This is a genomic window from Ensifer sp. Root278 (assembly GCF_001429285.1).
Classification (GTDB): domain Bacteria; phylum Pseudomonadota; class Alphaproteobacteria; order Rhizobiales; family Rhizobiaceae; genus Ensifer.
This window is the reverse complement of record NZ_LMJJ01000003.1, coordinates 305,849-318,825: the sequence shown is the minus strand read 5'-3', so window position 1 is coordinate 318,825 and position 12,977 is coordinate 305,849. Positions and strand designations below refer to the sequence as shown.

The following is a 12,977-nucleotide window of genomic DNA, read 5'->3' as shown; positions in this document are numbered from 1 at the left end:
GGGTGGCGTTCCAATCTATAAGGTGTCCCCTCGTCTAACAACGGACGCTTGAGATGCCCTGAACATCGGCAGTCATCCGGGCCCGATCCACGATTGGAGAAAGGCGCCTCTTGGGACGTCAACGAAAGCGGCAACTTTTCTTGTTTTGGGCAGCGAAAGAGAACGTCATTCCTATAATCTATAAAACTTATGTATTTAATGATGTTATGTTGTCCACTGTGCCGGAACTCAGAACCCATGTCCTATCTGCTCAGCCTTCTCGACAAGAGTCCCGTCGATCCCGGAGGCACGCCGACACACGCCCTGCATGCGACGGCCAACCTTGCCGTGAAGGCCGAGGAATGGGGCTACCATCGCTTCTGGGTCGCGGAGCACCATAACATAGCCGGCCTCGCAAGCTCCGCGCCGGAAACCTTGATCGCGTACCTCCTGGCGAAGACGTTGAAGATCCGCATCGGTTCCGGTGGCGTCATGCTGCAGCACTATAGTGCTTACAAGGTCGCCGAGACCTTCAACCTGCTTGCCAGTCTCGCACCATCCCGGGTCGATCTCGGCGTCGGCAAGGCACCTGGTGGTTTTCCGTTCTCCACCAAAGCGTTGCAGGTCGGAGTTGACCCGGCATTGCGGCCGAGTTTCCCGGAGCAATTGAGCGATCTCAACCGTTATTTCCTGGCGGAGGGCGGCGCGGATTCGGAGCTGTTGGCGACGCCGCTGCCGCCCGTCGCACCGGAACGCTTTCTGCTGGGAGCGAGCGTCGACAGCGCGTTGCTGGCTGCCGAAAAAGGCTGGAAGCTTGTCTTTGCCGGCCATCTCAACGGCGATCCGGACAATCTGCAAAGAACCTTCGACGCCTATGATCGCGCAACGAAGGGCGAGCGGCCGCTCCTCGCTCTCGCAGCTTTCGCGGCTGAAAGCGAACAGCGGGCGCGCGAACGCGTTGCCGATCTGAAGATCTTCAAGGTGCTGCTTGCAAACGGCCAGAGCGTCAATGTCGGCAGCGAGGAGCAGGCAGCCGAATACGCCCGCCAGGCCGGCATCACGGACTACCGCGTCGAGAAAAAGACGCCGAGCGTGCTCACCGGCACGCCTCGGCAGGTGCGCCGGGAGCTCGACGACTTGCATCGTCGCTACGGCGTCCAGGAATTCATCATCGATACGCCTTCGGTTGCTGCTTCCGAACGCTTCGCCTCGATCGAACTCATTGCACGAGAACGACTGTCTCTCGCCGCCTAATCATTCCGGGAAGGAACTGTCATGACCAAGAAGAATGTGACTTTCGGTATCATGTTGCAGGGGCCGGGCGGGCACATGAATGCCTGGAAACACCCGAGCGGGCCGGCCGATGCCAGCGTCAATTTCGGCTTCTTCGTCGAAACGGCGCGCAAGGCCGAAGCCGCCGGCATCGCCTTCGCCTTCGTCGCTGACGGCCTCTACATCAACGAGCAGTCGATCCCGCATTTTCTCAATCGCTTTGAACCGCTGACGATCCTATCTGCCCTTGCCGCTTCGACGTCGAAGATCGGTCTCGTTGGCACGGTTTCGACCTCCTACAGCGATCCGTTCACCACTGCCCGCCAGTTCGCTTCACTCGACCTGATCAGTGGTGGCCGCGCCGGCTGGAATGCCGTGACATCGCCGCTTGAAGGTTCCGGCCGCAACTACGGGCGCAAACATCCGGAGCACGAGCTGCGCTACGAGATTGCCGACGAATATCTCGACGCCATCAAGGGGCTCTGGGACAGTTGGGACGACGACGCCTTCGTGCGTGACCGCGCGTCCGGCGTGTATGCCGACAAGTCGAAGCTGCGCCGGCTCAACCACAAGGGACGGTTCTTCCGGATCGAGGGGCCGCTCAATATCGAACGCTCCAGACAGGGACAGCCGGTGGTGTTCCAGGCGGGAGCCTCCGATTCCGGTATTCGGCTTGCCGGCAAGCACGCCGATGCGGTGTTCACCAACGGCGGCCCGATCGAGGATGCGAAAGCGTTCTACAAGCAGGTCAAGCAAAGTGCGGTGGCTCAAGGGCGCCGCGCCGCCGAGATCGGCATCTTCCCCGGCATCGGCCCAATCGTAGGCGCGACTGCCGAGGAAGCCGAGGCGAAGTACCGTGCCATTCGCGATCTGGTGACGATCGAAGAGGCGCTTCTCTATCTCGGCCGCTTCTTCGACCACCACGACTTCAGCGCCTATCCGCTGGACGCGCCGTTCCCCGATATCGGCGACACCGGCAAGAACAGTTTCCGGGCAACGACCGACCGCATCAAGAAGACGGCGCGCGAAACCGGGGCGACCCTGCGCGAGATCGCGCTCGATGTCGCAACGCCAAGGACCGCCTTCATCGGCACGGCCGGGCATATCGCCGACGAGATCATCCGCTGGACCGAAGAGGATGCGGCCGACGGCTTCATTCTCGGCTTCCCGGTGATCGCCGAAGGGCTCGCCGATTTCGCCGAACATGTCCTGCCGCTGCTTGAGCGCCGCGGCTACTTCAAGCGCGAGCTCGAAGGCGAAACGCTGCGCGACCACCTCGGGCTCTCCTACCGCGAGAGCCGCTACGCCGCGCCGGCAGCGGATGTCGAACGAGGAAGGGCCGTCGGGGCCTGATGGCATCGGCGGAGCTGCGCACATGAACCTCATTCTCACCGACACCCAGAGGTCCGCCGCCGTGGAGCGAGGCCTTGCCGCCTTTCTCGATGAGATCGTCGCCATTCGCCACCACCTGCATCAGCATCCGGAGCTAGCCTTTCAGGAGAAGCGGACGAGCGGTCTCGTCGGCGATCTGCTCGCCGCCTGGGGCTATGAGGTGAGCCGCGGCATCGCCGGCACGGGTATCGTCGCAACACTTCGGCGCGGAAGCGGCGAGAAGGTGATCGGCCTTCGCGCCGACATGGATGCGCTGCCGATCGAGGAGGCGACCGGGCTTGCCTATGCCAGCCGCCACAAGGGCGTCATGCACGCCTGCGGTCATGACGGGCACACGGCGATCCTGCTCGCCGCCGCGCACTTTCTGGCGGTCGAGGGCCGTTTCGACGGCACGCTGCGGCTGATCTTCCAGCCCGCCGAGGAAATCGGTGCCGGCGCACGCAAGATGCTGTCGGAGGGCTTGTTCGAGCGCTTCCCCGTGGACGCCGTCTTCGGCCTGCACAATTGGCCGGGCGTGCCCGCCGGACGCTTCGGCTTCGTCGCCGGTCCAGCCATGGCCTCGGTCGATCAGGCCAACATCACGGTCGTCGGCAAGGGCGGGCATGGGGCTGAGCCGCATCTGACCGTCGATCCGGTGCTGGCGACGGCGTCGCTGATCACCGCGTTGCAGAGCCTGGTTTCGCGCAATGTCGACCCGCAGGACATGGCCGTCGTTACGGTCGGCTCCATCCACGGCGGCCAGGCGTCGAACGTCATTCCCGAGAGCGTCTCGCTGAAGCTGACCTTGCGTGCCTTCAATGGCGAGGTCCGTCGCCTGCTCGGCGAACGTGTCCAGGCGCTGGCCCGGGCGCAGGCCGAAAGTTTTGGCGCGAGGGCCGAGGTCGACTACAGGCTCGGCTTCCCGGCGCTGGTCAACCACCGGCGTGAAACGGATTTCGCCCGCAATGTCGCGCTTAGGGCCTTTGGCCCCGAAGCGGTCGTTGCCGACTTCAAGCCGCGCACCGCCAGCGAGGACTTCGCATTCTTCCTGGAGGAGAAGGCGGGCAACTACGCCTTCGTCGGCAACGGCGACAGCGCGCCTCTTCACAGCGCCGAATACGATTTCAACGACGCGATCATCGCACCGGCCGCCCGCTACTGGATCCGGCTGGTGGAAACCTTTCTCGCATGACGACCATGGGATGGCGAAAGACATGAGCGACACGTTTCTCTACACCACGCCCCTCGACCCGCGCGCCAAGCCGCTGATCGACGAACTGATCGTGGAATACGACAGCCGCTACGGCAACTACTTCAGCGAAGAAGGGGCGGCGGCGGAGATGAACCGCTATCCGGCAGAGGCCTTTGCGCCGCCGCACGGCAATTTCGTGCTCCTGATCCGCAACGGCGAAACCATCGGCGGCGGCGCCTTCAAGTACTATGACGACCACACCGCCGAGTTCAAGCGCATCTGGACCCGCTCCGATCTGCGGCGCCAAGGCTTGGCGCGCAAGGTGCTGTTCGAGCTCGAGGCGCAGGCGGCGCGGCAAGGCTATTCGCGCATCTATCTGACCACCGGCTTCCGTCAACCGGAAGCGGTCGGCCTCTATCTCGCCAACGGCTATACCGCGCTCTTCGACGTCGAGGCCGACCCGGAGGTCTACAAGACGCTGCCCTTCGAGAAGGACGTCACCCACCTCGTCACGACGCTTGCGTTTCTCGGCGAAGTGCCGCCTTCCCATCCCCAGACCGCAAGCCACGCCTGACCCCGAGCGATCGCGCCGGTCGCGAGTCCGGCCGCCAACCGACTTTCAAGAGAGGATCCAACATGGCAGTTCTGAGCGATCTCGCCGGCGCGCCCGGTGTCAGCCGGACCAGCGAGCCCAATCCGGCCTATGCGCACTACCGCATCGTACCGGCTCGCCATCCGGGCCGCGCGCTCGGCACGCTGTTTGCGGCGCTCGTGATTGCCAGCGTGCTCTATTCGGTGCTGACCAACCCGCGTTGGGGCTGGCCGGTTTTTGCCGAATGGTTCTTCGCAGAACCGGTGATCGCGGGCCTCGGTCGAACCTTGCTATTGACGGCGCTTGCCACCGTCTCGGGTTCACTTCTCGGTACCGCGCTGGCGCTTGCCCGCGTGTCGAAGTCGCCGCTGCTTGCCAGCCTCTCCTTCGGCTATATCTGGCTGCTGCGCTCGATCCCGCTGATTGTTCTGCTATTGGTGCTCAACAATCTCGGCTACCTCTACGAGACGATCGCGATCGGCGTGCCCTTCACCGACACCGTCTGGCTGAACTATCCGACGACCCAGCTGCTGACGCCCTTTGCCGCCGCCTTCCTTGGCCTTACGCTCAATCAGTCGGCCTTCTTCGCCGAGATCGTGCGTGGCGGCATTCTCGCCGTCGATCAGGGGCAACACGAGGCGGCCGCGGCGCTGGGCCTGCCGCGCCGCCGCCAAGCCTTCCGCATCGTGCTGCCACAGGCCATGCGCTCGATCCTGCCCACCGGCTTCAACGAGATCATCGGTCTCGCCAAGGGCACCTCGATGGTCTACGTGCTGGCGCTGCCCGAGCTCTTCTACACGGTTCAGGTCATCTATCGCCGCAATCTCGAGGTCATCCCACTCCTGATGGTCGCGACCGTCTGGTATCTGGTGATCATGACCGGGCTCTCGATCGCCCAGCACTACATCGAGCGCTACTATTCGAGAGGCGCGGTGCGCAATCCGGTGCCGCTGCCGTTTCAGGCACTCGTCGCGCGCTTCCACCGGCCCTTGCCCGCGGTCGCTGGCCCTTCTGGTGCAGCCGCAAGAGTGGGCTTTCGCGACGCCCAGGTCCTGCGCTCCGGCGGCGCGGTGCATGTGCACGGCATTTCCAAGAACTTCGGGCCGCTGAAGGTGCTCGATCGGGTCGAGCTGAACCTGCCGGCCGGCAGCGTCACGGCGATCCTCGGGCCGTCCGGTTCGGGCAAGTCCACGCTCCTGCGCGCCATCAATCATCTCGAGCGCGTCGACGATGGTTTCATCGCGATCGATGACGAGCTTGTCGGCTACAGCCAGAAGGGCGACACGCTCTACGAACTGAAGGAAAAGGAAATCCTGAAACGGCGTGCCGACATCGGCATGGTGTTCCAGAACTTCAATCTTTTCCCGCACCTGACCGTGCTTGAAAACCTGATTGAGGCGCCCATCCACGTGCGTGGTCTCAGCCGGGATGACGCGGTGCGCCTCGCTCGGGATCTGCTGGACCGCGTCGGCTTGAGCGACAAGATCAACGCCTATCCGCGTCAGCTCTCCGGCGGACAGCAGCAGCGCGTCGCGATTGCCCGTGCGCTGGCGCTACGCCCGAAGGTGCTGCTCTTCGATGAGCCGACGTCGGCTCTCGATCCGGAGCTCGTCGGCGAAGTGCTCGACGTCATCAAGGAATTGGCCCGCACCGGCACGACGCTTGTCATCGTCACCCACGAAGTCGGCTTTGCCCGCGAGGTCGCCGACACCGTGATCTTCATGGAGGCGGGGCGCGTGCTCGAGGCCGGACCGCCGGCGCAGATCTTCGCCGAAGCAAGCCATCCGCGCACCCGCGAATTCCTCGCGCGCGTTCTCTGAAAGAGCTGTCCGCCTTTCCCGATGGGGAAGCTTTGCCATCATCAACAATCAATGATTGAAAAGGAGAGCACTATGACAATATTCGACACTGCAAAGTTGCTTCTCGCCGGTGCCGTCACAGCCGTGACCCTCGGCTTGGGTCCCGTCCAGGCCGAGGAGAAATTCGATCTCAGCCCCGACACCTCCAACCGCATCCGCGCGGAAAAGAACGAAGCGGCGATCAAGGCGATCGCTGCTGACTTCAAGTTCGTCAATCCGGGCAAGTTTACCGTTGCCGTCAACCCGTGGGACCCGCCGATTGCCACTTACGCATCGGACTCCAAGACCGTTGTCGGCGCCGATCCGGATATCGCTTCGCTGCTCGCCGACAGCTTCGGCCTTGAGCTTGAACTCGTGCCCGTCGCCTGGGCGGATTGGCCGCTCGGCGTCAGCTCCGGCAAGTACGACGCCGTGATCAGCAACGTGACGGTGACCGAGGAGCGTAAGGAGAAGTTCGATTTCTCCACCTATCGCAAGGATGTGCTCGGCTTCTTCGTCAAGTCCGACAGCAAGATCAATGAGATCAAGGAACCGAAGGACGTCGCCGGATTGAAGGTGATCACCGGTGCCGGCACCAACCAGGAGAAGATCATTCTGGAATGGGACCGGCAGAACGTCGCCGCCGGGCTAAAGCCAATCGAGGTGCAATATTACGACGACCGCGCCGCCGGCGATCTGGCGCTGCAGTCGGGCCGCGCCGACGTCGAGTTCAACCCGAATGCCACCAGAGCCTATGCCGCGTCGATCAAGAATGACACCAAGGTGGTCGGCATCGCCAGCGGCGGCTGGCCGCTGACGGCCGAGATCGCCGTCACGACGCGCAAGGGCGGCGGTCTCGCCGATGCCGTCACTGTCGCGCTCAACGATCTGATCAAGAGCGGCAAATATGGCGAGGTGCTGAAGCGCTGGAGCCTGGGTGCCGAGGCGGTCGACAAGGCCCAGACCAACCCGCCCGGCCTGCCTAAGAGTGGTTCCTGATCTGGCCTCGCTGGATCGGCGGCGCCGCCGCCGGTTCAGCTCCTGCATTTCACCCGGAGACTAACAGCATGAACGGCACGACCCGATTTCGCACTCTTCTTGCCGCCGCGGCGGCCCTTCTTCATGTCGGCTCGGCGCAGGCCGACACTGCCTTTGATCTCAGCCCCGAACAGCCCGGCCGCGTCCAAGCCGTTCGCAACGAAACCGCAATTGCGGCCATCCCAGCGGACTTCAAATTCGTCACGCCAGGCAAGTTCACGGTCGCCGTCAGTCCGGGCGGGCCGCCGCTTGCCACCTACGCTACCGACGCGCGTACGGTCATTGGGGCCGATCCGGAATATGCCGGTGCGATCGCCAACAGCTTGGGGCTCGAGCTTGAGCTCGTGCCCACTGCTTGGATCGACTGGCCACTGGGGCTGACGTCCGGCAAGTACGATGCCGTGATCTCCAATGTCGGGGTCACCGAGCAGCGCAAGGAGAAGTTCGACTTCTCGACCTATCGGCAGGGGCTGCACGGCTTCTTCGTCAAATCCGATAGCGGCATAACTTCGATCAAGGAACCGAAGGATGCGGCGGGCTTGAGGATCATCGTCGGCGCCGGCACCAACCAGGAGCGCATCCTCCTGAAATGGAGCGACGAGGATGTCGCCGCCGGCCTGAAGCCGCTGGAGCTGCAATATTACGACGACGAGGCGACGAGCCTCGTGGCGCTCGCTTCCGGGCGGGCCGACGTCATCGTACAGCCGCATGCGCAGCTCGTCTTCATTGCCGCCCGAGACAACAACATCAAGCGTGTCGGTACGCTGAGCGCCGGCTGGCCGGAGCGTTCGGACGTGGCGATCACAACGCGCAAGGGCAGTGGGCTCGCCAACGCTCTGACGATCGCCACCAACGGTCTGATTGCGGATGGCACCTATGGCAAGGTTCTGGAACGCTGGCACCTCCGGGAGGAGGCGTTACCGAAGTCCGAGACCAACCCACCCGGTCTTCCGAAATTCTAAGGAGCCTTGGCGTGACGCGGAACAAGATATCGATCAGCCATATCGGCTTCCTGAGCCCAGGCAACTACCCGGCGGACGACCCGTTGGATGGGCTGGAGAAGACCTTGGCGTTGCTGCAATATGGCGAGGCGCTCGGTTTTGCCAGCGCCTGGGTTCGCCAGCGACACCTCGAACCCGGGATATCGTCGGCCGCCGCCTTTCTTGCGGCGGCGACCCAAAGGACAAGCCGCATCGAACTCGGCACTGCGGTTATTCCAATTGGCTACGAAAGCCCGTACCGGCTAGCAGAGGATCTCTCGACCGTCGATGTACTCTCGCGGGGTCGTCTGAACATCGGCCTCAGCGCCGGACGTCCACTGCATGCCGATCTGATCGGCCGGCTTGTCTTCGACGATGGCTGGGAAGGTTTCGACTTCACGCACGCACGTGTGCTGCGCTTTGTCGAAAATCTACGCAGTCGCCCGATCGGCGATGAAAACACCTTCATCAAGACGCCGTTTGGCCCGCAGCGCCCCCGGCTCCAGCCCCATGCCAAGGGACTGACAGACCGGATCTGGTACGGCGGCGGCTCGTTGAAATCTGCCGGATGGGCAGGGCGCAGTGATCTCAATCTCCTGATCGGCAATGTTACGACCGGGGAAGGCACCGACGATTTCTTCCTCGCGCAGCAGCGCCAGCTCGAGACCTATCGCGCGGCGGGCGGTACGGAGAGGAGGGTCGCGCTTGGCCGGGTCATTGTTCCGCTGGATGGTGCGGACGCAAGAACGCGCAAGCGCTATCTCGACTACGCGGCCGGACGCACCGAGCGAACGCTGGCGCCGCAGGGCGATCGGCGCACGCTTTACGCCCGCGACCTCGTCGGTAGTTCGGATGAAATCCTTGAACGGTTGTTTGCAGACCCGATCCTGCCGCATGTCCGCGAACTCAGGCTCGAGCTCCCTTACGAATTCGAGGACGAGGACTACCGCCAGATCGTCCATGACTTTGTTGCTCGCATTGCTCCGCAGCTCGGGTGGCAGCCCGCCGACCAGAAAGCGGCCTAGAAACGAGGGTCCTCCGAGATGAGGCCTCGCAAACAGGAACATATGAGTGCCAAAGACGATCGACTACTTCTTCTCCAATGGCTCGTTGTGGTCGTATATCGGATTCGACACCTCGTCGGCCACGCAAGGACTATAGCCGCGAAATCGTAATGGCGCGAAATACAAAGGCCTCAGTCACGATAACCTCCGGGCGCTTGCCGCGCTCTTCGACGTTCCTGCGGCGCTGTCGTCAGCGGCTCCGGGAACCGTTCAACTTGCCGAGGTCCATCCGGAGTCGCGTTTTGACTTTTGGCCTGTTGCAACGGCGTGCGGGCAGCTCCGTGATTGGGCTCGCGTTCGATCCCGACCGGCGCCCGACATACCGGAGACATTGATCGATCAGTAGCATCTTGGCGTTGGCACTCGATCGCCAACAGACTTCCTAAAGCCAGCCAGACCTTTTGAAACGCCAGTACAGGATGGCGCAAAGCGTGACGATAACGCCGAGGACGGCAAAGTAGCCGTAGCGCGTCGCAAGCTCGGGCATGTTTTCGAAGTTCATCCCGTAGATGCCGGCGATGGCTGTCGGCACGGCGAGGATTGCCGCCCAGGCCGCAAGCTGCCGAGTAATGGTGCCCTGGCGCTGCTGCTCCAAGAGATTGGAGGCCTCGAACACGGACGTCATCACCTCGCGAAGGCCGCCGACCGACCCCTCAACGCGCCTCACATGGTCATACACATCTTTGAAGAAGGGTTTCGCATTGTCGTCGATGCAGGGGAGTTCGAGGTGGCTGAGCTTTCCCGCCACTTCCCCCATGGGTCCGAGAACTCGCTGAAAGCGGATCACTTGGCGACGCATGCGGAAGATGCGCCGGATTTGCTCGGGCTGCAGCAGCGACACGAGCACGTGTTTCTCGAGCTCCAAAACTTTGTCCTCGAGTGTCTCGACCACCGGCAAGTAGCCGTCGACAACGAAGTCAATGATGCCGTGAAGGACGTAGTCGGGACCGTGTTCAAGTAGCCGTGGGGACTGCTCGAGTTGCAGGCGCAGTTCCTTGTGGGAGCGGGCTGAACCATGGCGAACGGAAATCAGGTGGTGCTTCCCGACAAAGATGCAGGTTTCGCCGTAGGCAATCTTGTCACCCTCCAGATGCGCCGTCTTGGCGACGACGAACAACTGGTCTCCGTAGACGTCCACCTTCGGCACTTGATTGCCATTGAGGGCGTCCTCAACCGCCAAAGGATGAAGGCCGAACATTGCCTGAAGGCTCGCCATTTCGTCTATGGAGGGATCCGTCAGCCCAATCCACGCAAATTCGCCGTCTGGCGCTTCGAATGGCTGGGCAGCAAGGGGCACTTCTTCGGCGCGCTTGCCCAAACGATACAGATAGGAGGCGACGACTGTCATTTGAGCTTTCCGAAATTGCGTTGGTCGCGCGTTCAGCGTCTGAGCGGAGACGACTAAATCGTGACCTGCTCGCCGATCTCGACGACGCGATTGGCGGGCAGCTTGAAGTATGACGACGGATCAATGCCGAGCCCCGCGAGCGCGATGTAGAGCTTGTCCTGCCAGCCCGGCAGACCGGAGTTTGGATCACTGATAAGGGTCCTGCGCCCCAGATAGAACGACGTCTGCATGATCTCGAACTTGAACCCTGCCTTCTTGCAGAGCGAGAGCGATTTCGAGACGTTCGGCTCGTCCATGAAGCCAAAGCAAAGTTCGAGCCTTGCAAACCGGTCCGAAAGTTCCGTCAACGTAACGCGCTCTTTCTCCGCGACATACGGGTGCTCGGACGTCCGAACGGTCAGAATGACGTTTTGCTCATGAAGGACGTGATTGTGCTTGATGTTGTGAAGGAGGACGGCCGGAGTCTTGTCGCCCACGCTTGTCAGAAAGACGGCGGTTCCTCGAACCGTCTGGGGCGCATGGGTCGATTTCTCGATGGAACGGATAAATGTCCCCAGTGGGATGTCGTTTCGCGCGGTCTTCTCGCGCAGCATTTGTGACCCGCGCGTCCAGGTCCACATCACGATCATGATGGACAATGCCAGCGCCACCGGTACCCAGCCACCATCATGGATCTTCAGCAAGTTGGCAAGCAGGAAGACGGTCTCGATGACAAGCAAGGGCGCAAGCGCCAATGCTGCGACAACCGTGGAGTAGCCCCAGACGGAGCGAAGGAACTGGAATGCCATCAACGTGGTGACGACCATCGCGCCGGTGACCGAGATCCCGTAGGCGGTGGCAAGGGACTCCGAGTCGCCGAACGAGAAGATGAGCACGATGACGCCAACAAACAGGAGCACGTTTACGGCAGGCACATAAATCTGCCCGGTGTTGGTCTCGGAGGTGAACTTGATCAGCAGCCGAGGGAGGAAGCCCAAATGAACCGCCTGCCGTGCGAGCGAGAACGCCCCCGTGATGACCGCCTGGCTGGCAATGATTGTGGCCATGGTGGCGAGGATGACCATCGGCAGCAGAGCCCAGTCCGGATAGAGAAGGTAAAAAGGATTGTGCACCGCCTCGGGGTGACTGAGCACGAGCGCGCCCTGTCCGAGGTAGTTCACCGCCAATGCGGGGAACACAAGCGCAAACCATGCGGTGCTGATCGGCTTGCGCCCGAAGTGACCGAGATCCGCGTATAGGGCTTCTGCTCCCGTGACCGTCAGGAAGACGGCGCCGAGCACGATCAGGCCTGCCCAGCCCGCGTGGGTGATGAACCAAAAGGCATTGATCGGGTTGAGAGCCTGCAGGATCGTCCAGTCATCGCCGATGTGGATGAGACCGCCCCAGGCCATCGCGAGGAACCATACCACCGTGATCGGCCCGAAGAACTTTGCGACCGCTTGAGTACCCTTTGACTGGACCGCGAAGAGCGCGACCATGACGGCCGCGGCCAGAGGGAGTACGTAGTCGTCAAAGGTGGGCGTGACGAGCTTCATACCCTCAAGCGCCGACATGACCGAAAGGGCAGGGGTAATCATGGCGTCGCCAATGAAAAGTGCGGCCCCGATCAAGCCGGCGAAGAACAAAACCGGCATGAAGCTGCCCGTCTTCTTCATCAGAAGCGCGAGAAGCGACAAGGTTCCGCCTTCCCCGTCGTTGTCGGCGCGAAGCAGGAAGAGCACGTATTTGAATGTGACGATAATTGTCAGCGTCCAGACCATCAGTGAAATGAGGCCGATAACCTTGTCTGCTTGCACGCCTTCATTCAAAAAGGGACGAAGTGCCTCCCGAAAGGCGTAGAGCGGGCTCGTACCGATGTCGCCATAGACCACGCCAACGCAGCCAATAAGGAGAACAAGAAAGCTTCGCATCTCCGTTTGAGGTTCGAAAGCTTCGCTATGCGAGGTGGGCATGAGGTCTCCTGGATCGAACCGCTAAAAAACGGCCCCACTATATGGTGCATTGCGAAAGGTGAGGCAAATACGGATTTGCGGGTTTCCCGCCTGATACGCCTCAGGTCGTCACCCAGATCCGTCTCATGCGCGGGAATTTGCGTCTCGGGAAGACGAGCGCCGCTACTCGCGGTGTGGAACGAGTGGAGTGGTCCGATGCTTCCGGGTGCCATAGCGACATGCCGAGAGCGGCGATCGCAAGATCCCGGACCCCGTTCGGCAAACGCAACAGCACGGCCAATCCGGCGACTATCGCTTCCTCCGGCCGCAGGGATTTCAGCAAGGCTTCGCGTTGGCCGGCGTAGACCCGCT

10 protein-coding genes are annotated in these 12,977 nt (G+C 62.1%); 8 read left to right on the top strand and 2 right to left on the bottom strand.

Annotated features, from left to right (window positions below):
* Positions 1–237: 237 nt before the first annotated feature.
* The 8 genes from ASE60_RS05550 to ASE60_RS05510 all read left to right on the top strand — a co-directional run bounded on the left by ASE60_RS05550 (position 238) and on the right by ASE60_RS05510 (position 9,287).
* Positions 238–1,233, top strand: coding sequence for an MsnO8 family LLM class oxidoreductase (locus ASE60_RS05550; protein WP_057248721.1), 996 nt, complete (start codon positions 238–240; stop codon positions 1,231–1,233).
* Positions 1,234–1,254: 21 nt separating this feature from the next.
* The gene (locus ASE60_RS05545; protein WP_057248720.1) at positions 1,255–2,604 is read left to right on the top strand and encodes an LLM class flavin-dependent oxidoreductase; all 1,350 of its coding nucleotides are present in this window, start codon (positions 1,255–1,257) and stop codon (positions 2,602–2,604) included.
* Between the two features lie 22 nt (positions 2,605–2,626).
* Entirely contained in the window at positions 2,627–3,814 is a 1,188-nt protein-coding gene (locus ASE60_RS05540; RefSeq protein ID WP_057248805.1) for a M20 aminoacylase family protein, read from the top strand.
* A gap of 22 nt (positions 3,815–3,836) precedes the next feature.
* A complete protein-coding gene (locus ASE60_RS05535) occupies positions 3,837–4,388 on the top strand; it encodes a GNAT family N-acetyltransferase (protein ID WP_082615748.1) in 552 nt (183 codons plus the stop codon).
* A 62-nt stretch (positions 4,389–4,450) separates the two neighbouring features.
* Positions 4,451–6,226, top strand: coding sequence for an amino acid ABC transporter permease/ATP-binding protein (locus tag ASE60_RS36020; protein ID WP_082615745.1), 1,776 nt, complete (start codon positions 4,451–4,453; stop codon positions 6,224–6,226).
* A 72-nt stretch (positions 6,227–6,298) separates the two neighbouring features.
* Positions 6,299–7,243 (top strand): ABC transporter substrate-binding protein, encoded by a 945-nt coding sequence (locus ASE60_RS05520; protein WP_057248718.1) that lies wholly within the window; start codon positions 6,299–6,301, stop codon positions 7,241–7,243.
* Between the two features lie 68 nt (positions 7,244–7,311).
* A complete protein-coding gene (locus ASE60_RS05515; protein WP_057248717.1) occupies positions 7,312–8,244 on the top strand; it encodes an ABC transporter substrate-binding protein in 933 nt (310 codons plus the stop codon).
* Between the two features lie 11 nt (positions 8,245–8,255).
* Entirely contained in the window at positions 8,256–9,287 is a 1,032-nt protein-coding gene (locus ASE60_RS05510) for an LLM class flavin-dependent oxidoreductase (RefSeq protein ID WP_057248716.1), read from the top strand.
* A 421-nt stretch (positions 9,288–9,708) separates the two neighbouring features.
* Here the strand turns inward: ASE60_RS05510 and ASE60_RS05505 are convergent, their stop codons facing one another.
* Together ASE60_RS05505 and ASE60_RS05500 are read right to left on the bottom strand one after the other, a co-directional pair.
* Positions 9,709–10,674, bottom strand: coding sequence for a magnesium and cobalt transport protein CorA (locus tag ASE60_RS05505; RefSeq protein WP_057248715.1), 966 nt, complete (start codon positions 10,672–10,674; stop codon positions 9,709–9,711).
* 53 nt (positions 10,675–10,727) lie between these two features.
* Positions 10,728–12,626 carry a potassium transporter Kup gene (locus tag ASE60_RS05500; RefSeq protein WP_057248714.1) on the bottom strand — a complete coding sequence of 633 codons (1,899 nt, stop codon included), beginning with the start codon at positions 12,624–12,626 and terminating at the stop codon, positions 10,728–10,730.
* Positions 12,627–12,977 lie beyond the last annotated feature (351 nt).

What these genes read in the sequence shown, in the direction of transcription:
- ASE60_RS05515 (WP_057248717.1), top strand. Translation starts at nt 7,312, where the DNA reads ATGAACGGCACGACCCGATTTCGCACTCTTCTTGCCGCCGCGGCGGCC.
- ASE60_RS05520 (WP_057248718.1), top strand. Translation starts at nt 6,299, where the DNA reads ATGACAATATTCGACACTGCAAAGTTGCTTCTCGCCGGTGCCGTCACA.
- ASE60_RS05540 (WP_057248805.1), top strand. Translation starts at nt 2,627, where the DNA reads ATGAACCTCATTCTCACCGACACCCAGAGGTCCGCCGCCGTGGAGCGA.
- ASE60_RS05505 (WP_057248715.1), bottom strand. Translation starts at nt 10,674, where the DNA reads ATGACAGTCGTCGCCTCCTATCTGTATCGTTTGGGCAAGCGCGCCGAA.
- ASE60_RS05535 (WP_082615748.1), top strand. Translation starts at nt 3,837, where the DNA reads ATGAGCGACACGTTTCTCTACACCACGCCCCTCGACCCGCGCGCCAAG.
- ASE60_RS05550 (WP_057248721.1), top strand. Translation starts at nt 238, where the DNA reads ATGTCCTATCTGCTCAGCCTTCTCGACAAGAGTCCCGTCGATCCCGGA.
- ASE60_RS05545 (WP_057248720.1), top strand. Translation starts at nt 1,255, where the DNA reads ATGACCAAGAAGAATGTGACTTTCGGTATCATGTTGCAGGGGCCGGGC.
- ASE60_RS36020 (WP_082615745.1), top strand. Translation starts at nt 4,451, where the DNA reads ATGGCAGTTCTGAGCGATCTCGCCGGCGCGCCCGGTGTCAGCCGGACC.
- ASE60_RS05500 (WP_057248714.1), bottom strand. Translation starts at nt 12,626, where the DNA reads ATGCCCACCTCGCATAGCGAAGCTTTCGAACCTCAAACGGAGATGCGA.